Here is a 19,455-nt window from a genome sequence, read left to right on the forward strand (position 1 = left end):
AATCGGGATCAGACCGGGCTCGGTCGGGGCCAGGCCCGCCGCTGCGGTATCGGTCGGCGTGATGGCGCCGCCCGAGGCCTGCGTCGGCCGCGGCGCCATGGACCGGGCCGCCTGCTGCACGTCGACGGGCTGCTCCTCGCGACTCACCACCTTGGTCTTGTCGGCCGAGGTGTCGCCGCTGCGCTCGTAGATCTGCTTGTTCTGATTCGGGATCTCGGCGCCGCCGGGATTGACCGGGGCGACCTTGGACGGGCCGTTATCGGCCGCGATCACCGGCGGCTGGCCGTTGACGCCAGCCGGCCGGCCATTGCGGAAGACCATGGCCGCACCGACGCCGCCGACAGCGACGACGACCAGCGCCGCCGCCGTCAGCATGCCCTTGCGCGAGCGCGAGCGCCGGAATTCGCGAGGCTCGTCCTCGGCGCCGTGCGGTTCCGCGTCGTAATCCTGGCCACCGTGCTGGTCGTAAGCGTACGCCTGAGCTTGCCCCTGCGGCGGCGTCTCGTCGAGATCGCGCGGCGATTCGGGGACATAGGCATGCGCCCCTTCGTTCTGAATCGCATAGGGCTGCGCATGCGAGGGCTCCGGAAGCGGCTCGGCCTCGTCGTAATGAGGCACAGGCGCCGCGGCGGGGCGCTGGGGCGGAGCGGTCCTCACCGGCTCCGTGCGGCGCAGCAGCGCCTCGAACTCGTCGAGGGCGCCGCGGACGTCGGCCGGCGGCGGCGCCGGCTGCACCGGCGGGGCGGTGACCAGCGTCGGCTGGAAACTCGGCTCGGTCCGGCCGGAGGACCACGATACGGGCTGGGGCGCTGCCGGGGCGGCCGGGCGCGCCGGCTCGGACCGGCTGGCGAAGAGCTCCTTGAGCGGATCGTCCTGGCCGACGAGGCGGGTCAGCTCCATCAGCGGATCGGACGCCGCGCCCGGCTTCTGCGGCTGGGCCGCCCCGCGCAGCTGACGCTCCAGATCGTCGAGATCGAGGGCGAAACGGTTTCTAGCTGGCTCGCTCATCACATGATCCATTCCAGCGCGTGCCGGCGCCATCAAAGGACGCCGCCTGCGCGCGGTCAATCTGACGAAAGCCCGGCCGGCTCGCCTTCCGGCACGCCCGGCCAACGCCGCTTCCGTATCGGACCCGGCGGACGCCGACCGGATCCTTCTGATCCGCAGAGCGTCCGATGCGCCGGGATGGATCCCGTCAGCGCATCTCCTCCGGCGCCGTCACCCCAACGACCGCCAGACCGGAAGCAAGGACGCTGCGCACCGCATGCACGAACGCCAATCTTGCCGAGGTCGACTTTCGATCAGTTTGATTAACGAACCGTAATTGCGGCGAGTCTTTGCCTTTGTTCCACAGGGAATGAAAGGCGCTCGCCAACTCGTGCACGAAGAAGGCGACACGATGGGGCTCGTGTGACGAAGCCGCGGCATCGATCATCCTGGGATACGCGGCAATCATCTTGACGATGCCGATCTCGGCCTCGTCGGACAGCAGGCCGAGATCGGCCTGCGCCAGCGCCTGCGGCGAAAGGTCCATGTCCGGAAAGGCCTCGCCGGCCTGGCGGAAGATCGAGGCGCAGCGGGCATGGGCGTACTGCACGTAGAAGACCGGATTGTCCTTCGACTGCTCGACCACCCTGGCGAGGTCGAAATCCAGCGTCGCATCGTTCTTGCGGAAGATCATCATGAAGCGCACCGCATCGCGGCCGACCTCGTCGATGACCTCGCGCAGCGTGACGAAGTCGCCCGAGCGCTTCGACATCCTGACCTGCTCGCCATTGCGCAGCAGCCGGACCAGCTGGCAGAGCTTGACGTCGAGCGAGCCCTGCCCGTTCGTCACCGCCTTCACCGCCGCCTGCATGCGCTTGACGTAGCCGCCGTGATCGGCGCCCCAGACGTCGATCATCTCCGAGAAGCCGCGGGCGAACTTGGAGCGGTGATAGGCGATGTCGTTGGCGAAATAGGTGTAGCTGCCGTCCGACTTCAGCAGCGGCCGGTCGACGTCGTCGCCGAATTTGGTGGCGCGGAACAGGGTCTGCTCGCGATCCTCCCAGTCCTCGTCCTTCTGGCCCTTGGGCGGCGGCAGCCGGCCTTCATAGACCAGGTCCCGGGCACGCAGATCCTCGATCGTCTGGTGCACGGCGTTGGTGTCGCCGTCCCTGCCCTGCAGCGAGCGCTCGGAGAAGAAGAGATCGTGGACGACGCCGAGCGCGGCGAGATCGTCGCGGATCATCGCCATCATGCCGTCGATCGCGGCCTGGCGCACCAGCGGCAGCCAGTCCCATTCGGCCTTGTCGCGCAGCGCCGGGCCGTATTGCTCGGCGAGCGTTTGCCCGACCGAGATCAGGTAGTCGCCGGGATAGAGCCCCTCGGGTATCTCGCCGATCGCCTCGCCGAGCGCTTCGCGATAGCGCAGGAAGGCGGAGCGGGCGAGCACGTCGACCTGCGCGCCGGCATCGTTGATGTAGTATTCGCGGGTGACGTCGTGGCCGGCGAAGGCGAGCAGGCTCGCCAGCGCATCGCCGAACACCGCGCCACGGCCATGGCCGACATGCATCGGCCCGGTCGGATTGGCCGAGACGTATTCGACATTGATCTTCGCGCCGCCCCTCGTCGCACCGCGGCCATGCTCGGTGCCGGCCAGCACCGCCGACTTCAGAACCTCAGTGAAAACAGCCGGTTGCAGCGTCAGGTTGATGAAGCCCGGCCCGGCGATCTCGGCCTTGAGGACGTCGCCGTCCCGGGCCAGCTCGGCCACGATCAGCTCGGCGAGCGCGCGCGGCGCCATCCCCGCCTCCTTGGCGAGCACCATGGCGGCATTGATCGCGAGATCGCCATGGGCCGGATCCTTGGTCGGCTCGACCACGACACGCGCCAGCGACAGCCCGGCCGGGAGGCGGCCGGCCTCGGCCAGCCCGGTCAGGACGGTGGCGAGGCGTGCGGAGAAAGTCTCGAAAATGTTCATGGCGACCAGGGATGCGTAGGGAAGCGGGCCAGCGCCTATCGCAGCGACGGGGTGGCGTCAAACAGGCGGCGGTGCTCGTCGAGGGCATAGGAATCGGTCATGCCGGCGATGTAGTCCGAGATTCGGCGCGCCAGCCGGGCTTCGTCGAGCCCGTCGCAGCCCGCGGCCCATTCGGTCGGCATCGCCTGCGGCTCCTCCCTGAAGCGCCGGAACAGGTCGCGGACGATGTCGGCCGCCTCCTTGCGGATCACGCCGATCCGCGGATGGCGGTACATGTTCGGGTAGAGGAAGCCTTTGATCGCCTGGTCGGCCGCGACGATCGCCGGCGAGAAGGCGACGACGGGCGCGCCCGCCCGCCTGATGGCGTCGGCATCCGCCGGCGCCAGCGCCGCGATCCGGGCCTCGGATTCGCGGATCACGTCCTCGACGAAGCGGGTGATCACCCGGCGTACCATTTCGTTGATCGCGCGCGGCCGCTCCAGTCCGGGATGCAAGGCGTCGATCTCGTCGAGCAGCCCGGCGAGGAAGGGCACCGCGCGCAATTCGGAGAGATCGAACAGCCCCGCCCGCAACCCGTCGTCGATGTCGTGGGCGTCGTAGGCGATGTCGTCGGCGAGCGCGGCCGCCTGCGCTTCGGCCGAGGCGTGGCTCTCCAGCCAGAGGTCCTGCTTCTCCTGGTATTCGAGGATCGCGACCGGAATGCCGGTCTTCGCATAGCGCTCGGCCGGCTCGCCGCCGGCCGTCAGCAGCGGGCCGTTGTGCTTGACCAGCCCTTCGAGCGTCTCCCAGGTCAGGTTGAGCCCGTCGAAGCCGGCATAGCGGCGCTCCAGCCGGGTGACGATCCTGAGCGTCTGGGCATTGTGGTCGAAGCCGCCGAAACCGGCCATGCATTCGTCGAGCGCGTCCTCGCCGGTATGGCCGAACGGCGTGTGGCCGAGATCATGCGCGAGCGCCAGCGCCTCGGCGAGATCCTCGTCGAGCCCGAGCGCCCGCGCCAGGGCGCGCGCGATCTGCGCCACCTCGATCGTGTGGGTCAGGCGGGTGCGGAAATGGTCGCCCTCATGCGAGACGAAGACCTGCGTCTTGTGCTTCAGCCGGCGGAAGGCGGTGGAATGGATGATGCGGTCGCGGTCGCGCTGGAACTGGTTGCGGGTCGCCGAGCCCGGCTCCTCGACCAGACGGCCGCGGCTCGTCGAGGAGCGGCAGGCATAGCAGGCGCGCCAGCGCTCGCCCGGTTCGAGCGCCGTCTCGGGGGCGGTATCGTGTGCGTGCGGCATGGCAGCCCCGTCCCTTCGAGCAGAATGCGACAAAATGGAACCGGTTTCTCGCGCTCATCCTGCTGCAAATATCGGATGAGAGACGGATTCAGCTCAGCATGGGCCGCCGCGCGGTCCCATGCGAAAGCATCGCGCTCTCGCGCGGCTTGAAGCCCCGCCATCCGGCCATTACCTTTGCAAGCGAGGCAGGAGCAAGGATGTTCTGCGCATGACCATGGCGGTTGAAGCCAATCCGCGTGCGATTTCGCTCACCGACAAGGCCGCGAGCCGGATCGTGGCGGTGATGGCGAACGAGGCGCCCGGCTCGATGCTGCGTGTCAGCGTCGCCGGCGGCGGCTGCTCGGGTTTCCAGTATGTTTTCGACATCGACCGGCAGAAGGCCCCCGGCGACCTCGTGATCGAGCGCGACGGCGCCACCGTCCTCATCGACGAGACCTCACTCGACCTGCTCGAAGGCTCGACCATCGATTTCGTCGACGATCTGGTCGGCCAGTCCTTCCGGATCACCAATCCGAACGCGACCAGCTCCTGCGGCTGCGGCACGTCCTTCGCGCTCTGAGATCGCCCGGCCTCAGGCCGGGCCCGGCAGCACCACCGGCCTGAACGCCCGCACCAGATCGGCGTCGAGCTTGCCGCCCATCGCGACCAGCGCGGCATAGGCCGCCTCCGGCGGCATCGGCACCTTGTAGGAGCGGCGCTCGATCAGTGCGGCGTAGATGTCGCAGATCGTCACCATCCTGACCACGTCCGGGATCTCGTCGCCCTTCAGCCCGCGCGGATAGCCCGAGCCGTCGAGATATTCGTGATGGCTGCGCGCGGCCTCGACGGCCTCGCGCGGGAAGGCGCCCTGCCGCAGCAGCATCTCGTAGCCGGTCTGCGGATGCTCGCGCAGCACCGCGAGTTCCTCCCTGGTCGGCTTGCCGCGCTTGTGCAGGATCGCCAGCGGCACGCGCGCCTTGCCGATGTCGTGCAGCACGGCGGAGCAGGTCACCAGCCGGCGCGCCTCCTCCGGAAAGCCGAGCTCGCAGGCGAAGGCCGCCGCGAGGCCGGCGACCAGCAGGCAATGCTGATAGGTCGCGTCGTCATGCGTCCAGACCATGTCGAGCCAGGTGCCGAGATCATGGTCGTCGGCCGCCCGGTTGATCGCGTCCACGCTGTCTTCGATCGTCGCGACAGGCAGGGCCCGGCCGTCGGCTGCGGCGGAGAGCATGTCGGCCATGCCTGCGGACGCGGCAACGAAATGCCGCTGCATCGGCGCCCAGCCCTGCGGGTGGAGGATGCGGCCGATCTCGTCGAGCAGGGCCTTGCTCGGCAGATCGGCCGGCAAGACCGCGCTCGCGCCGATCGCGTTCGCCTGGGTGGTCAGCCGCGGCGACTGATCGCGCAGCAGGCAGAGATGGGGGGTCTTCCGGTATCGACGCTCCGCGAGCCGATGACGCACCGCCTCGACCGCGGCGCGTTTCGACAGGTCGACATCGCTGACCAGCAGCCGCTGCGGCCGCTCGTCGCCCGCCGCCGGGCGATAGAGGTCGACGACGTCGCAGCGGCCCCACAGCGACAGCAGCCGCTCGAGCTTGGCGCTTTGCTCCGGACGATCGGTGATCAGCAGCACGGCGATGGGTAGGCCCTCATCAAGGACGATGAGCCTAGCCCAACCTTCTTGAACCCCGATGAACAGGAAGCATTCAAATTCGCGGTTTCGGTTGAGAAACGGCGAGGCGTCACGCGCTGCGATATGGCGAGCCGCTGTCGGAATGCCGCGCGCCCGGCGCCGGAAGCGCAACGAAAAAGGCGCCCGCAGGCGCCCTTTCGGATCGGCTCGCTCAGTGCGAGGCCGGCGGCCCGCCCTGCTCCAGCCGCACCTCGGCCGCCATCAGCCCCTTCGGCCCCGGCCCGTAGCGCACCAGCACGGCCTGCCCCGGGATCAGCTCGACGATGCCGTAGCGCCGCAGCGTCTCCATATGGACGAAGATGTCCGGCGCGCCTTCGCCCGCCGAGACGAAGCCGAAGCCGCGCAGCCGGTTGAACCACTTCACGACCATGCGCTCGAGCCCGCTGGTCGGCGTGACCGTCGCATTGGTGCGCGGCATCGGCATCTCGGCCGGATGGCGCGCCGCTGAGGTGTCGATCGAGAGCACGCGCACGGCCTGGCGGCCCCGGGCCTTGGCGACCGCCTCGAGCACGATGCGCGCGCCCTCGGCGATGGCGTGGAAGCCGTCGCGCTTCAGCACCGTGACGTGCACGAGGACGTCGCTGCCGCCGTCCTGCGGCACGACGAAGCCGTAGCCCTTGCTGACGTCGAACCATTTGACGTGGCCGATGACCTCGACCGCCGGCTCGGCAAGCGTCTCGGGCCCGTCCAGGCGCACGATTCGGTTGAGCGATTGCAGCGGGCCGACCGGTGGCCTGCCTCCGTCGCCGTATTCGTCGGACATGTCCCGCTCATCTCCGCCGCGAAACGTGATTCGTGACCTGACGATAGCACCCCGGCGGAGTCGGAAAACAGCCGCTTCCGGCTCATCCACATCAGAGCATGCGCAAGGCGCGTGCGGGATCGACGAAAGCTGCGCCTTGCGGCCCCGATGCATCGCGCCGATGATCGGTCCGATACCGCCCCGGAGTGCAGCCATGCGCATCGCCAGCATCGAGCCGTTCATCCTCCACATCCCGGTCACGGGCGGCTCGATCGCCGATTCGACCCACCGGATCAGCCATTGGGGCGTGGTCGGCACCAGGCTCGTGACGGAGGACGGCCTGGCGGGCTACGGCTTCACCGGCACCCATGCCGATCTCGCCTCCGACCGGCTGATCGCCGCCTGCATCCGCGACTGCTACGCGCCGCTGCTCGCCGGCGAGGACGCCTCGGAGCATGGCCGGCTCTGGCTGAAGCTCGCCCGCCATCCAGCCCTGCAATGGGTCGGCCGCGCCGGCATCACCCAATTGGCGCTGGCCGCGGTCGACGTCGCGCTCTGGGACCTCAAGGCGAAGAAGGCGGGCGTGCCGCTCTGGCACCTGCTCGGCGGCGCCAGCAAGCCGAAGCTCGAGGCCTACAACACCGATATCGGCTGGCTCTCGATCCCGAAGGACGACCTGGTCGAGGGCGCGCGCATGGCGGTCGAGCGCGACGGCTTCCACCGCATCAAGATCAAGGTCGGCCATGCCGACCCGATGACCGATATCGGCCGGCTCGAGGCCGTGCGTCGCGCCGTCGGCGACCACGTCACCATCGCGGTCGACGGCAACGGCAAATGGGACCTGCCGACCTGCAAGCGCTTCTGCGCCCGCGCCGCGGGGCTCGACCTGTTCTGGTTCGAGGAGCCGCTCTGGTATGACGACATCGGCTCGCATGCCGAGCTCGCCCGCTCGACCGCGATCCCGGTCGCGCTCGGCGAGCAGCTCTACACGCTCGACGCCTTCCGCGCCTTCGTCCAGGCCGGCGCGGTCCACTACGTCCAGCCCGATGTCACCCGTCTCGGCGGCATCACCGAATACATCCAGGTGGCGGAGCTGGCGCTGGCCCATCGCCTGCCGGTGGCGCCCCATGCCGGCGAGATGAGCCAGGTCCATGTCCATCTCGCCTACTGGCACCCGGCGACGCCGGTGCTCGAATACATCCCCTGGATCAAGGATGCCTTCGAGGAACCCGCCACCGTCGCCGACGGTTGTTTCAGGAGGCCCGAACAGCCCGGCGCCGGCACCACGCCGACCGGGGACGCCTTCGCCCGTTTCGCCAGGCCGCTGGCCTGAGGGACCTCGCCATGCCCGATTTCGCCACGCTCGCGCTCTTCACCACCGCCTGCATCGTGCTGACGGCGACGCCGGGGCCGGACATGCTGCTGATCGCCTCGCGCAGCATGAGCCAGGGCCGCGCCGCGGGGCTCATGACCTATGCCGGCATCGCCACCGGCAGCTATCTCCAGGCGCTCGCCGCCGCCTACGGCCTGTCGCAGCTCTTCCTGCTCGTGCCCACCGCTTACGATGTCCTGCGCTGGGCCGGAGCCGCCTATCTCGCCTGGCTCGCCTGGAAGACCCTGCGCTCGCCCGCGACGCTGTTCGCGCCGACGGCGGACGCCGCGCGCTTCCCGCTGCGCCAGATCTTCCTGCAGGGCCTGCTGACCAACCTGCTCAATCCGAAGATGGCGCTGTTCATGCTGGCGCTGCTGCCGCAGTTCCTGAAGCCGGAGGCCGGCTCGCTCCTGCTCCAGGTCGTGGTGCTGGCCTCGATCCTCAACCTGATGGGCCTGATCGCCAACGGCATCGTCATCATGACCGCGAGCCGGCTCGGCCGCGCCATCGCCAGCCGCCCGCAACTGGCGCTCTGGCCGCAGCGCATCCTCGGCGCCGTCTTCGGCGGGCTGGCGCTGCGCCTCGCCTTCGCCTCGCGCGACTGAACCGCGGGCACCGTCACCCAGTCGTCATTGCGAGCGCAGCGAAGCAATCCAGGGGAACGCAGAGCTCTACCGCCCCTGGATTGCTTCGTCGCTAACGCTCCTCGCAATGACGGGAAGCCTCAATTATCGTCCTCAATTCGCCAGCCGCGCCAGCGCCGGGCCGATCTCGCTGCGCACGACGAGATCGGCGATCGGGTCGAGATCGGTCGGCTCGCGGTTGAGGATGACGAGCCTGGCGCCGTTGCGCTTGGCGATCACCGGAAAGGTCGCGGCCGGGAAGACGACCAGCGACGACCCGGCGACGAGGTAGAGATCGGCCGACATCGTCAGGTCGTGCGCCCGCAGCATCGGCTGCTGCGGCATCTGCTGGCCGAAGGAGATGGTCGCGCTCTTCACCACGCCGGCGCACATCATGCAGGCCGGCGGCTCGCCGCTCGCCTCGAATTCGGCCCGGATCGCCGCAAGCTCGTGCCGCCAGCCACAGGTCAGGCAGGTGGCGTAGGTGCCGTTGCCGTGCAGCTCGATCACGTTGTCCTCGGCGACGCCCGAGGCCTGGTGCAGGCCGTCGATGTTCTGGGTGATCACGCCGGGCGAGCGCCCTTCCGCCACCAGGGTCGCCAGCGCCCGGTGGCCGCGATTGGGCCGGGCGTCGCGATAATGATCGTCCATCGCGAATTTGCGCCGCCAGGCCTCGATCCGCGCCTCGCGGCTGGCGAGGAAGACTTCGAACGGGATCGGCTTGTTGCGCATCCAGGGCGAGCCCGGCGAACGGAAATCCGGCACGCCCGATTCGGTCGAGATTCCCGCCCCGGTGAACGGCACGATCACCCGGGCGCGGTCGAGCATCGCGTGCAGTTCCTCGATCGCGTCCTGCGTCGCCTCGTCCATTCGCCAGCCTCGCATTGCTCCGGTTCGAATATGGCGGTCGACCGGCCGAGGTCCAAGCCTGCGGGCTTTGCACGGAACTGCGCCGTCATTCCGGGGCAGGCCGCAGGCCTGAGCCCGGAACCCAGAACCGATGCGGCCGATGGCGAGGCCGGACAGCCATCACGCTCCTATCGGGAACGGTGTCGGTTCTGGGTTCCGGGTTCTTCGCTGCGCGAAGCCGCGGAATGACGATGGAGGTTTTTTGCAAAGCCCCGACAAGAGCGAAGGAACAGGTCGCGCTGAACCGTTGACGCCGGGAGAAACGCGCCGCAAAGCTCAGCCATGCCTGCGCCCTCTCCCGCCCCGCTCAATCCCGATCTCATCGACACCGCGCCCCCGCCGATCCCCGAGGCCAAGGCCTGGGCCCGCGGCTATGCCGGCGGCTTCGGTCCGCTGATCGACCTGTCGCAGGCCGTGCCGGGCTCGCCGCCGCCGGCAGCCTTGCTGGAACGCCTCGCCGAGGCGGCAGCCCTGCCCGAGAGCACGCGCTATGGGCCGATCCTCGGCGACGATGTCCTGCGCGAGGCCTATGCCGCCGAGAGCGGCGCCTTCTATGGCGGTGCGATCCGGCCGCGGGAGATCGCGATCACCGCCGGCTGCAACCAGGCCTATGTCACGGTGATGATGGCGCTCGCCCGCGCCGGTGACAATGTGCTCCTGCCGACGCCCTGGTACTTCAACCACGAGATGACACTGAACATGCTCGGCGTCGCGCCGCGCCCGCTGCCCTGCGATCCGCAAGCCGGCTTCGTGCCGGACGCGGCGACGGCCGAGGCGCTGATCGACGAGCGCACCCGCGCCATCGTGCTGGTGACGCCGAACAATCCGACCGGCGCGGTCTATCCGCCCTCGACCATCGCCGCCTTCGCCGAACTCTGCCGCAGGCGCAGGATCTGGCTGGTGCTCGACGAGACCTATCGCGACTTCCTGCCCGAAGGTGCCGATCGGCCACATGAGCTCTTCGCCGCAAGCGACTGGCAGGATTCGCTGATCGGGCTCTACAGCTTCTCCAAGGCCTTTGCCGTGCCCGGCTGGCGGCTCGGCGCGATCACCGCCGGCGAGGCCGTGCTGGCGCAGATCGGCAAGGTGCTCGACTGCGTCCAGATCAGCCCCGTCCGCGCCGGCCAGGGCGCGGTCGCCTGGGGCATCGACGGCATCCGCGCCTGGCGCGAGGCCAACCGCGCCGAGATGAATTCCCGCGCCGCGCTCTTCCGCGAAGCGATCGGGCCGTTGAACGGCTGGACTGTCCTCGCCGCCGGCGCCTATTTCGCCTATGTCGCCCACCCCTTCGAGGGCGTGCCGGCGGCGGAGGTCGTCCGCCGGCTGGTGCAGGAGCGCGGCGTCCTCGCCCTGCCCGGCCCCTATTTCGGCCCCGGCCAGGAGCGGCATCTGCGCATCGCCATCGCCAATGTCGCGGCCGAGCGCATCGCGGCGCTCGGCGAGCGGTTGAAGGGTTTCGCGCTCTGACGCGTCACCCCTTCGCCGCCGGACACTTGCTCTCGCTCAGCGGCCAGACCGTCTCCTCGGGCGCGATCCTGCGCACGATCTCGAAATAATCCCACGGCCCCTTCGAATCCGCCGGCTTCTTGACCCGCGCCAGATACATCTCGCGCAGCACGCGGCCGTCTGCCCGGATCGTCGCGTCCCTGGTGAAGGCGTCGTTGATCGGCATGGCGCGCATCGCCGCCGCGACCTTGTCGGGATCGTCGGTGCCGGCCTGCCTCACCGCCTTGAGATAATGCAGCACCGAGCCGTAGACGCCGGCATGCAGCATGGAGGGCATCATCCCGGCCTTCTCCAGGAATTGTTTCGACCAGGCGCGGGAGGCCTCGTCGAGATCCCAATAGGAGGCCGTGGTCAGGTAGGTGCCCTGCGTCGCCTTGAGGCCGAGGCTGTGCACGTCCTGCAGGAAGAAGATCAGCGCCGCGAGGCTCTGCCCCTGCTCGGCCAGCCCGAACTCGCCGGCCTGCTTGATCGCATTGATCGTGTCGCCGCCGGCATTGGCGATGCCGACCACCTTCGCACCGGAGGATTGCGCGCGCAGCAGGAAGGAGGAGAAGTCGGCATTGTTGAGCGGATGGCGCACCGCGCCGACGACCTTGCCGCCATTGGCCTCGATGACGTCGGTCGCGTCCTTCTGCAGTTGGTGGCCGAAGGCATAATCGGAGGCCAGCATGAACCAGGAGGTGCCGCCGGCCTTGACCACGGCCGAGGCCGTGCCTCGCGCGACGCCATAGGTGTCGTAGGTCCAGTGGAAGCCATAGGGCGAGCACTGCTCGTTGGTCAGCGCCGTGGTGCCGGCGCCGGAATACATCACGATCCGCTTCTTCTCGCGGGCGAGCGCCTGCAGCGCCAGCGCCACCGCCGAATTCGGCACGTCGACCACGGCGTCGACCTTGTCGACGTCGAACCATTGCCGGGCGATCGCGGTGCCGACATCGGCCTTGTGCTGGTGGTCGGCGGCGACGATCCGGATCGGCTTGCCGAGCACGGTGGCGCCGAACTCCTTCACCGCGAGCTCCGCCGCGATCACCGAGCCCTTGCCGCCGATATCGGCGGTGACGCCGCCCATATCGGTGAGCACGCCGATCTTCACCGCATCGTCGCTGACCTGGGCCAGCGCCGGCAGGCTGGCGAGCGCCACCAGGGTGCCGCCGACGAAAAGCGACCGCATCATCTTCCTCCCGAGCTGTCGTCCGGCGGGCTCTGCCGCCGGTTCGAGCCTCAAAGACCCCTTGCCTCCAGCCAGGCGACGATCAGGGCCGCGATCTCGTCGCTGTTGTCCTCGCACATCGGCAGATGGCCGTTGCCGGTGATGCCGCGCTCCGGCAGCCACGCGAATTCGGCGCCGAGATAGCGCGCCGTCGCCGCGTCGACCGCGCGCGGATGGCGCGGGTCGCTGTCGCCGGTGAGGATCAGGATCGGCAGCGCGGCGAGATTCGCCGGGTCGGCGATGCGCAGCCCCTTGCCGCCGATATTGAAGCGCTCGTTCATCAGGCGTGCGCTCTCGGGCACGATCGAGCGCCGATAGGCCTCGAAGGCCTGTTTCGGAAAGCGCCCGGAATTGGCCCAGTAGGCCCGCATGAACTCGGGCGGGATGAAGAGCGGCTCGTCCTCCTCGACCCGGACCGGGCAGCCCAGGCTCTCGTCGTCCTTGAGCTTCGCCACCGCCTCGGCCTCGTCAGGCAGCACCGGCAGCAGGTTCGCCGGCCCGCCGGGCGCCACGCCGACGATGGCCGCGACCGCCTGCGGGCTGCGCTCGGCGATCCACCAGGCCATTGGCCCGCTCGCCGAATGCACGAGCAGCACCGCCGGCCCGATCTCCTCCAGCAGGTACTGCAAGGAGGTCGCGATCTCGACGCTCGACAACGTCGCGAAATCCGGCCGCATCGGCGAGCGGCCATGGCCCGGCCAGTCCGGCACGAAGACGGCGCGGCCGGCGGCGGCGAAGGCCGGCGCCCAGCCGGGCCGGCCATCGGGCGTCGTGAGGTAGCAGGCGCCGGTATGCCCGCCGCCATGGACGAGGACGATCGGCAGACGGCCCGGAGCGGCCGCCCCGAGCCGGTCGACATAGATCGGATGGGCTTGCGTACCCGAATAGAAGCATTGCCGTTCCGGCGCGCGCGAAAGCGCCTGCCGCCCCGCGGCACCAGCCTGATCCATCGCCTCCTCCCGGCCCCGGCAAAGCCGTGCCATTCCTTATCCGGAATGCTAGGACCGGCTCATGGCGCGCGCAACAAAAAAGTCCAATGTGAGACTAATTCCGCAGGACGAGGCCGGCGAGCTCGGCGCCGGCCGGCGGCGCGCCATCCTCGACGGCACCGCGATCCCGACCGCCTACAAGATCGGCTACATCCTGAACTTCTATCGCGAGCCCTCTTTCCGGGCGATCGAGATGGAGTACGGGCTGACCCGGCCGGAGATCGTCATCCTGATCTTCCTGACCGTCCGCGACGGCGCCAGCGCCAGCGAGTTCTGCGAATTCTCCGGCCATCTCAAGGCGAGCGTCAGCCGCGCCGTGATCCTGCTCGAGAAGAAGGGGCTGATCCGCCGCGAGCCCGACAGGGCCGACAGCCGCCGCCAGCTCCTCTTCCTGACGCCGGAGGGCCGCGCGCTCTACGAGCGCTACATCCCGGCGCTCGAGGCCAGGGAGCAGGCGATGCTCGCCTGCCTCTCGGGCGAGGAAAAGGCCCAGCTCGGGCGGCTGCTCGACAAGCTCGCCGCCCATGTCCCGCATTGGGGCTTCGCTTCGGAATTGTGAGGCGGCGTGCGCCTCACATCGTCGCGCCGATCTGCCAGGGCACGAACTCGGCATCGCCATAGCCGAGCTGCTCGGATTTCGAACGCTCGCCCGAGGCGACCTTCAGCAGCGTCTCGAAGATCTCGCGGCCCTTCTGCTCGAGGGTCACGCCGTCGAGCACGTCGCCGCAGTTGATGTCCATGTCGTCGATCATCTTCTCGTAGATCGGCGTGTTGGTGGCGAGCTTCACCGACGGCGTCGGCTTGCAGCCATAGGCCGAGCCGCGCCCGGTGGTGAAGGCGAGGATGTTCGCGCCGCCCGCGACCTGGCCGGTCGCCGCGACGGGATCGTAGCCGGGCGTGTCCATGTAGACGAAGCCCTTCGCCCGCACCGGCTCGGCGTAATGGTAGACTGCCGAGAGCGTCTTGGTGCCGCCCTTGGCCGCCGCGCCGAGCGATTTCTCCAGGATGGTGGTCAAGCCCCCCGCCTTGTTCCCCGGCGAGGGATTGTTGTTCATGCTCATCCGGGCGCGCTCGGTATAGTCCTCCCACCATTTGATGATGCCGACGAGCTTCTCGCCGACCTCGCGGGTGGCGGCGCGCCGCGTCAGCAGGTGCTCGGCGCCGTAGATCTCCGGCGTCTCGGAGAGGATGGCGGTGCCGCCATGCTCGACCAGGATGTCGGCCGCGGCGCCGAGCGCCGGGTTGGCGGTGATGCCGGAATAGCCGTCGGAACCGCCGCATTGCAGCGCCAGCACCAGTTCGGAAGCCGGCACGCTCTCGCGCACCGCCCGGTTGGCGATCGGCAGCATCGCCTTCAGCGCCTCGACGCCGGCGGCGACGGTCTTCCTGGTGCCGCCGGTCTCCTGGATCGTCATGGTGCGGAAGACGTCGCTCTCCTCGACGCCATAGGCTTCCTTCATCCGCTTGATCTGGAAGCCCTCGCAGCCGAGGCCGACGACCAGCACCGCCGCCATGTTTGGGTTGCAGGCATAGCCCCAGGTGGTGCGCTTCAGCACCTCGAAGCTCTCGCCATTGTAGTCGATGCCGCAGCCGGTGCCGTGGGTCAGCGCGATCACCCCGTCGACATTGGGATAGTCGGCGAGGATGCCGGAGCGCCTGACCTCCTCGGCCATGAAGCGCGCGGCCGAGGCCGAGCAGTTCACCGAGGTCAGGATGCCGACATAGTTGCGCGTGCCGGCGCGGCCGTCCTTGCGGCGGAAGCCCTGGAAGATCGCCTGCTGCTCGACCGGCAGCACGAACTCCGGCTTCGCCTCGGCGGCGTAGGCATAGTCGCGCTCGAAGGCGTGGAAGCCGGTATTGTGCTCGTGCACCCATTCGCCCGGCGGGATGTCGAGCGTGGCGAAGCCGATGATCTGGCCGAACTTACGGATCGGCTCGTCCTTGGCGATCGGCACCAGCGCGATCTTGTGGCCGCGCGGGATGCGCTTTTGCGCCTCGACGCCGGCGGCCGTCACGCCGACATCGATCGGATCGACGGCGACGGCGACATTGTCGGCGGCGTTGAGCTTCAGGGTGCGCGGCGGAACGGCTTTGTCGAGCATGATGTTACCTTGGATCGGCGGCTCCTCCGCCATCCCTATCCCATGCGCCGATTGCGGCCTTTTTTCAATCGTTTGAAGGTAGCAGCGGGCTTGCAGCGCGCGCCGGACGGTTCCGACGGTTGGCAAGGCCCGGATTCCGTCATGGTCGGGCTTGTCCCGACCAGCCACGTCTTCGTCCTTCGAGAGCGGTGTCCAGGACGTGGATGCTCGCCACCAGGGGGCGAGCATGACGGTAGTGCCCTCACCCCAGCCGCAGCTTCCGCACCACCTGCTCGACGATCGCCTCCTTGCTCGCCTCGACCTGGACGACCAGCGGCTTCTCGTCTGCGCCCGGCTCCTCCAGCGTCGCGAACTGGCTGTCGAGCAGCGAAGGCGGCATGAAATGGTGCTGGCGCGCCGCCATGCGCTGGCCGATCAGTTCCCGCGAGCCCCTGAGATAGACCAGCGCGACATCGGGCCGGCCGCCGACGATCACGTCGCGATACGCTTTCTTCAGCGCCGAGCAGGTGACGATGCCGTTGCCGCCGCTTGCACGCAATCCGTCGATCCAGGCCGCGATCGCCGCGAGCCAGGGCTTGCGGTCCTCGTCGGTCAGCGGGATGCCTGCCGACATCTTCGCGACGTTGGCCGGCGGATGGAACGTATCGGCGTCCCGGAAGGGCCAGCCGAGCCGCTCGGCCAGCCGCTCGCCGAGCGAGGTCTTGCCCGAGCTCGCCACGCCCATCACGACGACCACAGCCGGCGGACCGGCATCCCTAGCGACAACCATCCGCGTCAGCCCTGCTTCTTCGGCTCGACATGGCCGCCGAAGCCGGCGCGCATGGCGGAGAGGATCTTCTCGGCGAAGGTGTGGTCCTTGCGCGAGCGGAAGCGCGTGTAGAGCGAGGAGGTCAGCACCTCGGCCGGCGTCGCGGTCTCGATCGCGGCCTGCACCGTCCAGCGCCCCTCGCCCGAATCCGAGACATGGCCGGAATAGGCGGACAGTTCCTCGTCCGCCGCCAGCGCCTCGGCGGTGAGGTCGAGCAGCCAGGAGGTCACGACCGAGCCGCGCCGCCAGACCTCGGCGATCTCGGCGACGTCGAAGTCGAAGCCGTATTCCTCCGGCAGGCCCTCCCTCGCCGAGGCGTTGCGCAGGAGGTCGAAGCCCTCGGCGAAGGCCTGCATCATCCCGTATTCGATGCCGTTATGGATCATCTTGACGAAATGGCCGGCGCCGGCCGGGCCGCAATGCAGATAGCCCTGCTCGGCCGTCGGGTTACGGCCCTCGCGATGCCTGGTCGGCTCGATCCCGCCCTTGCCCGGCGCCAGCGCCTGGAAGATCGGCTCCAGCCGGTCGAACACGCCCTTGTCGCCGCCGATCATCAGGCAGTAGCCGCGCTCCAGCCCGTGCACGCCGCCGGAGGTGCCGATGTCGAGATAGTGCAGGCCGCGGGCGGCGAGCTCGCGCCCGCGCCGGACATCGTCCTTCCAGAAGGCGTTGCCGCCATCGATCAGCGTGTCGCCCGGCGCCAGCATGCCGGCGAGCTCGGCGAGCGTCGTCTCGGTGATCGCGCCGGCCGGCAGCATGATCCAGATCGCGCGCGGCGCCTGAAGCTTTTCGACCATCTCCCTGAGGTCGCCGGCATTGACGGCGCCGTCCTGTGCCAGCGCCTCGCCCGGCTTCGGGTCGCGGTCATAGACCACGCATTGATGGCCGGCGCGGTGCAGCCGCCGGACGATATTGGCTCCCATCCGGCCGAGGCCGACCACTCCAAGCTGCATCGCGAACGCTCCAGCGCCGGCGGGAAGCCGGCTTTGGCGACGCTACATGCCCCGCCGAGCCCCGGCGGGCAAGCCGCGCCGGTTCGGCGCGGCCGATTGCCTGAAGCATGACCCGCCATTGCCGAGGGCGCTCTCCCTCCCCCTGCTTGCGATGGGGAGGGCTGGGGTGGGGGGCAGCGCAGCTCGGCGCCGAACCGCAAAAGACCGAGCGCTGCTTTCCCGCCGCCCATCCCCTAACCCTTCCCACGGCAAGCGGGAGGAAGGGAGCGCGCCCGCCTTCGAGCGACAGCGCGGCGAAGTCAGATCACGGGAACATCAGCGGCAGCGGCTCGGCCTGCCAGGTGGCGTCGAGCGCGAGCAGCCTGACGGCGGTCGGGGCGAGCCCGTCGCCCGCGGCGTCGGCGACGAAGCGCTCCGCCGCCGCCGCTCCGGGGAAGCCGACCGCCAGGACGATGCCGCCTGCCGGCCCCCGATCGCGGGCAACGAAGCTCAGCTTCGCCCGCCCGCCGAGGCCGAGCCGGCCGATCCGCGCCAGCAGGGCCGCGCGCAGATCCTCGCGCCCCGCCGCGATCTCACAGAGCACGAGCGCCTCCATGGCGCTCAGCCGTTGCGGAAGGTGTAGCTGTAGCCGTTGATCGCCGGCACGCCGCCGAGATGGGCGTAGAGCACCTTCGAGCCGGCCGGGAAGAAGCCCTTCCTCACCAGATCGATCATGCCCTGCATCGATTTCCCCTCATAGACGGGGTCGGTCATCATCCCCTCCATCCGGGCCGACAGGCGGATCGCCGCGATCGTCTCCTTCGACGGCACGCCATAGACCGGATAGGCGTAGTCCTCGTTCAGCACGATGTCGTCGGCGACGATCTCCTTGCCGCCGACGAGATCGGAGGTCTTCCGGGCGATCTCGAGCACCTGCGCCTTCGTCTGCGCCGGCGTCGCCGAAGCGTCGATGCCGATGACCTTGCGCTGGCGGCCGTCCCTGGCGAAGCCGACGACCATGCCGGCATGGGTCGAGCCGGTGACGGTGCAGACGACGATGTAGTCGAACTTGAAGCCGAGTTCTTCCTCCTGCGCCCTCACCTCCTCGGCGAAGCCGACATAGCCGAGCCCGCCGAACTTGTGCACGGAGGCGCCGGCCGGGATCGCATAGGGCTTGCCGCCCTTGGCCTTCACATCCTCCAGCGCCCGCTCCCAGCTCGCCCGGATGCCGATGTCGAAGCCCTCGTCGACCAGCTCGACATGGGCGCCCATCACCCGCGACATCAGGATGTTGCCGACCCGGTCGTAGACCGCGTCCTCATGCGGCACCCAGCTCTCCTGCACGAGGCGGCACTTCATGCCGATCTTGGCGGCGGTCGCCGCGACCATGCGGGTGTGGTTCGACTGCACGCCGCCGATCGAGACCAGCGTGTCGGCGCCCGAGGCGATCGCGTCCGGCACGATGTATTCGAGCTTGCGCAGCTTGTTGCCGCCGAAGGCGAGGCCGGAATTGCAGTCCTCGCGCTTGGCATAGAGCTCGACGCCGCCGCCGAGATGAGCCGAGAGCCGCGACAGCTTCTCGATCGGCGACGGGCCGAAGGTCAGGGGATAGCGTTCGAACTTCGCGAGCATGGCGGGTTTCCCTCGTGGAATGGCCCCAAAACGCTAGCAAAACGCTCGTGAAAGGTGCTCCCGAACTTCGCCTTTGATTTTCGCTCCGATTTCGCGAAAGCTGCAAACAGCCCACTTCTGCCGACATCGAATGCCGCCAAGACGGAAGAATCGTTCATGGAGCCTGAACTCGACCGGACCGACCTCCGAATCCTGCGGCTGCTGCAGGCCGACGGGCGCATGGGCAATGCCGAGATCGCCAAACGCGTGAACACCAGCGCCGCCACCTGCCATCGCCGCATCCAGCGCCTGTTCGCCGAGGGCTACGTCACCGGCGTGCGCGCGCTGGTCGACCCGCACAAGGTCGAGATGGGCACGCTCGCCATCGTCGGCGTGGTGCTCGACCGCTCGACGCCCGAAAGCTTCGGCGCCTTCGAGGAGGCGGTGAAGCAGCTGCCCGTGGTGCTCGACTGCCACGTCGTCGCCGGCGATTTCGACTATGTCCTGAAGATCCGCGTGCGCGACCTCGCCGATTTCAACAGGCTGCATGCGAAGACGCTGCTCGCGCTCCCCGGCGTGCGCCAGACCCGCACCTTCTTCGTCATGAAGGAGGTCATCGACAACGCGCCGCTGGAGTTTTGAGACGGGCCCCCTCCCCTCTCCCCTTGCGGGAGAGGGTTAGGGTGAGGGGTCTCGCGACGCTGATCGATAACGCGGCGTGGGACTCATAAAAGCTTCCAGAC

Annotated in this window: 18 protein-coding genes and 1 pseudogene; 6 read left to right on the top strand and 13 right to left on the bottom strand. The window is 68.9% G+C overall.

The window, feature by feature from the left end; all coding sequences use genetic code 11:
* The 3 genes and pseudogenes from CS1GBM4_RS17090 to CS1GBM4_RS17100 all read right to left on the bottom strand — a co-directional run.
* Positions 1 to 1,008, bottom strand: a pseudogene (locus CS1GBM4_RS17090) (hypothetical protein); the annotation flags it as partial.
* 187 nt (positions 1,009 to 1,195) lie between these two features.
* Entirely contained in the window at positions 1,196 to 2,962 is a 1,767-nt protein-coding gene (gene argS, locus CS1GBM4_RS17095; RefSeq protein WP_186419946.1) for an arginine--tRNA ligase, read from the bottom strand.
* 35 nt (positions 2,963 to 2,997) lie between these two features.
* On the bottom strand, positions 2,998 to 4,239 hold the full coding sequence (locus CS1GBM4_RS17100) for a deoxyguanosinetriphosphate triphosphohydrolase (RefSeq protein ID WP_186419947.1): 1,242 nt from the start codon (positions 4,237 to 4,239) through the stop codon (positions 2,998 to 3,000).
* A gap of 208 nt (positions 4,240 to 4,447) precedes the next feature.
* On the opposite strand from CS1GBM4_RS17100, the gene erpA reads away from it, so the two are divergent.
* Positions 4,448 to 4,798 (top strand): iron-sulfur cluster insertion protein ErpA, encoded by a 351-nt coding sequence (gene erpA, locus CS1GBM4_RS17105; protein WP_244607277.1) that lies wholly within the window; start codon positions 4,448 to 4,450, stop codon positions 4,796 to 4,798.
* A 12-nt stretch (positions 4,799 to 4,810) separates the two neighbouring features.
* Here the strand turns inward: erpA and CS1GBM4_RS17110 are convergent, their stop codons facing one another.
* Both CS1GBM4_RS17110 and CS1GBM4_RS17115 read right to left on the bottom strand, forming a co-directional pair.
* Positions 4,811 to 5,851, bottom strand: a complete 1,041-nt coding sequence (locus CS1GBM4_RS17110; protein WP_186419948.1) for an HD domain-containing phosphohydrolase — start codon at positions 5,849 to 5,851, stop codon at positions 4,811 to 4,813.
* Positions 5,852 to 6,062: 211 nt separating this feature from the next.
* Positions 6,063 to 6,674 (bottom strand): cold-shock protein, encoded by a 612-nt coding sequence (locus CS1GBM4_RS17115; protein ID WP_186419949.1) that lies wholly within the window; start codon positions 6,672 to 6,674, stop codon positions 6,063 to 6,065.
* 193 nt (positions 6,675 to 6,867) lie between these two features.
* Between CS1GBM4_RS17115 and CS1GBM4_RS17120 the strand changes: the two genes are divergently transcribed.
* Together CS1GBM4_RS17120 and CS1GBM4_RS17125 are read left to right on the top strand one after the other, a co-directional pair.
* Complete coding sequence (locus CS1GBM4_RS17120; RefSeq protein WP_186419950.1) at positions 6,868 to 7,986, top strand: mandelate racemase/muconate lactonizing enzyme family protein; 1,119 nt, start codon at positions 6,868 to 6,870, stop codon at positions 7,984 to 7,986.
* Positions 7,987 to 7,997: 11 nt separating this feature from the next.
* Entirely contained in the window at positions 7,998 to 8,630 is a 633-nt protein-coding gene (locus CS1GBM4_RS17125; RefSeq protein WP_186419951.1) for a LysE family translocator, read from the top strand.
* 132 nt (positions 8,631 to 8,762) lie between these two features.
* Here the strand turns inward: CS1GBM4_RS17125 and CS1GBM4_RS17130 are convergent, their stop codons facing one another.
* Positions 8,763 to 9,518 (bottom strand): Sir2 family NAD-dependent protein deacetylase, encoded by a 756-nt coding sequence (locus CS1GBM4_RS17130; RefSeq protein WP_244607278.1) that lies wholly within the window; start codon positions 9,516 to 9,518, stop codon positions 8,763 to 8,765.
* Positions 9,519 to 9,839: 321 nt separating this feature from the next.
* On the opposite strand from CS1GBM4_RS17130, the gene CS1GBM4_RS17135 reads away from it, so the two are divergent.
* Positions 9,840 to 11,024, top strand: a complete 1,185-nt coding sequence (locus CS1GBM4_RS17135; protein ID WP_186419952.1) for an aminotransferase — start codon at positions 9,840 to 9,842, stop codon at positions 11,022 to 11,024.
* Positions 11,025 to 11,028: 4 nt separating this feature from the next.
* On the opposite strand, the gene CS1GBM4_RS17140 is transcribed toward CS1GBM4_RS17135, so the two are convergent.
* Entirely contained in the window at positions 11,029 to 12,234 is a 1,206-nt protein-coding gene (locus tag CS1GBM4_RS17140) for an ABC transporter substrate-binding protein (protein ID WP_186419953.1), read from the bottom strand.
* Between the two features lie 47 nt (positions 12,235 to 12,281).
* Complete coding sequence (locus CS1GBM4_RS17145) at positions 12,282 to 13,220, bottom strand: alpha/beta fold hydrolase (protein WP_186419954.1); 939 nt, start codon at positions 13,218 to 13,220, stop codon at positions 12,282 to 12,284.
* A 61-nt stretch (positions 13,221 to 13,281) separates the two neighbouring features.
* Here CS1GBM4_RS17145 and CS1GBM4_RS17150 point away from each other — a divergent pair, with 61 nt between their 5' ends.
* The gene (locus CS1GBM4_RS17150) at positions 13,282 to 13,818 is read left to right on the top strand and encodes a MarR family transcriptional regulator (RefSeq protein WP_244607279.1); all 537 of its coding nucleotides are present in this window, start codon (positions 13,282 to 13,284) and stop codon (positions 13,816 to 13,818) included.
* 13 nt (positions 13,819 to 13,831) lie between these two features.
* On the opposite strand, the gene CS1GBM4_RS17155 is transcribed toward CS1GBM4_RS17150, so the two are convergent.
* From CS1GBM4_RS17155 to CS1GBM4_RS17175, 5 genes are all read right to left on the bottom strand, one after another.
* Entirely contained in the window at positions 13,832 to 15,361 is a 1,530-nt protein-coding gene (locus CS1GBM4_RS17155) for an altronate dehydratase family protein (protein ID WP_186419955.1), read from the bottom strand.
* 241 nt (positions 15,362 to 15,602) lie between these two features.
* A complete protein-coding gene (locus CS1GBM4_RS17160) occupies positions 15,603 to 16,130 on the bottom strand; it encodes a gluconokinase (RefSeq protein WP_244607280.1) in 528 nt (175 codons plus the stop codon).
* A 5-nt stretch (positions 16,131 to 16,135) separates the two neighbouring features.
* Positions 16,136 to 17,122 (bottom strand): phosphogluconate dehydrogenase (NAD(+)-dependent, decarboxylating), encoded by a 987-nt coding sequence (gnd, locus tag CS1GBM4_RS17165; RefSeq protein ID WP_186419956.1) that lies wholly within the window; start codon positions 17,120 to 17,122, stop codon positions 16,136 to 16,138.
* 304 nt (positions 17,123 to 17,426) lie between these two features.
* On the bottom strand, positions 17,427 to 17,705 hold the full coding sequence (locus tag CS1GBM4_RS17170; RefSeq protein WP_186419957.1) for a hypothetical protein: 279 nt from the start codon (positions 17,703 to 17,705) through the stop codon (positions 17,427 to 17,429).
* A 17-nt stretch (positions 17,706 to 17,722) separates the two neighbouring features.
* Positions 17,723 to 18,733 carry a 1-aminocyclopropane-1-carboxylate deaminase gene (locus CS1GBM4_RS17175; protein WP_186419958.1) on the bottom strand — a complete coding sequence of 337 codons (1,011 nt, stop codon included), beginning with the start codon at positions 18,731 to 18,733 and terminating at the stop codon, positions 17,723 to 17,725.
* 156 nt (positions 18,734 to 18,889) lie between these two features.
* On the opposite strand from CS1GBM4_RS17175, the gene CS1GBM4_RS17180 reads away from it, so the two are divergent.
* A complete protein-coding gene (locus CS1GBM4_RS17180; protein WP_186419959.1) occupies positions 18,890 to 19,354 on the top strand; it encodes an Lrp/AsnC family transcriptional regulator in 465 nt (154 codons plus the stop codon).
* The last annotated feature ends 101 nt before the right edge of the window (positions 19,355 to 19,455 follow it).

This window comes from Allobosea sp. CS1GBMeth4 (assembly GCF_900185715.1).
Classification (GTDB): Bacteria; Pseudomonadota; Alphaproteobacteria; order Rhizobiales; family Beijerinckiaceae; genus Allobosea.

What these genes read in the sequence shown, in the direction of transcription:
- gnd (WP_186419956.1), bottom strand. Translation starts at nt 17,122, where the DNA reads ATGCAGCTTGGAGTGGTCGGCCTCGGCCGGATGGGAGCCAATATCGTC.
- CS1GBM4_RS17100 (WP_186419947.1), bottom strand. Translation starts at nt 4,239, where the DNA reads ATGCCGCACGCACACGATACCGCCCCCGAGACGGCGCTCGAACCGGGC.
- CS1GBM4_RS17155 (WP_186419955.1), bottom strand. Translation starts at nt 15,361, where the DNA reads ATGCTCGACAAAGCCGTTCCGCCGCGCACCCTGAAGCTCAACGCCGCC.
- CS1GBM4_RS17175 (WP_186419958.1), bottom strand. Translation starts at nt 18,733, where the DNA reads ATGCTCGCGAAGTTCGAACGCTATCCCCTGACCTTCGGCCCGTCGCCG.
- CS1GBM4_RS17140 (WP_186419953.1), bottom strand. Translation starts at nt 12,234, where the DNA reads ATGATGCGGTCGCTTTTCGTCGGCGGCACCCTGGTGGCGCTCGCCAGC.
- CS1GBM4_RS17145 (WP_186419954.1), bottom strand. Translation starts at nt 13,220, where the DNA reads ATGGATCAGGCTGGTGCCGCGGGGCGGCAGGCGCTTTCGCGCGCGCCG.
- CS1GBM4_RS17130 (WP_244607278.1), bottom strand. Translation starts at nt 9,518, where the DNA reads ATGGACGAGGCGACGCAGGACGCGATCGAGGAACTGCACGCGATGCTC.
- CS1GBM4_RS17150 (WP_244607279.1), top strand. Translation starts at nt 13,282, where the DNA reads ATGGCGCGCGCAACAAAAAAGTCCAATGTGAGACTAATTCCGCAGGAC.
- CS1GBM4_RS17115 (WP_186419949.1), bottom strand. Translation starts at nt 6,674, where the DNA reads ATGTCCGACGAATACGGCGACGGAGGCAGGCCACCGGTCGGCCCGCTG.
- CS1GBM4_RS17160 (WP_244607280.1), bottom strand. Translation starts at nt 16,130, where the DNA reads ATGGTTGTCGCTAGGGATGCCGGTCCGCCGGCTGTGGTCGTCGTGATG.
- CS1GBM4_RS17120 (WP_186419950.1), top strand. Translation starts at nt 6,868, where the DNA reads ATGCGCATCGCCAGCATCGAGCCGTTCATCCTCCACATCCCGGTCACG.
- CS1GBM4_RS17135 (WP_186419952.1), top strand. Translation starts at nt 9,840, where the DNA reads ATGCCTGCGCCCTCTCCCGCCCCGCTCAATCCCGATCTCATCGACACC.
- erpA (WP_244607277.1), top strand. Translation starts at nt 4,448, where the DNA reads ATGACCATGGCGGTTGAAGCCAATCCGCGTGCGATTTCGCTCACCGAC.
- argS (WP_186419946.1), bottom strand. Translation starts at nt 2,962, where the DNA reads ATGAACATTTTCGAGACTTTCTCCGCACGCCTCGCCACCGTCCTGACC.
- CS1GBM4_RS17180 (WP_186419959.1), top strand. Translation starts at nt 18,890, where the DNA reads ATGGAGCCTGAACTCGACCGGACCGACCTCCGAATCCTGCGGCTGCTG.
- CS1GBM4_RS17125 (WP_186419951.1), top strand. Translation starts at nt 7,998, where the DNA reads ATGCCCGATTTCGCCACGCTCGCGCTCTTCACCACCGCCTGCATCGTG.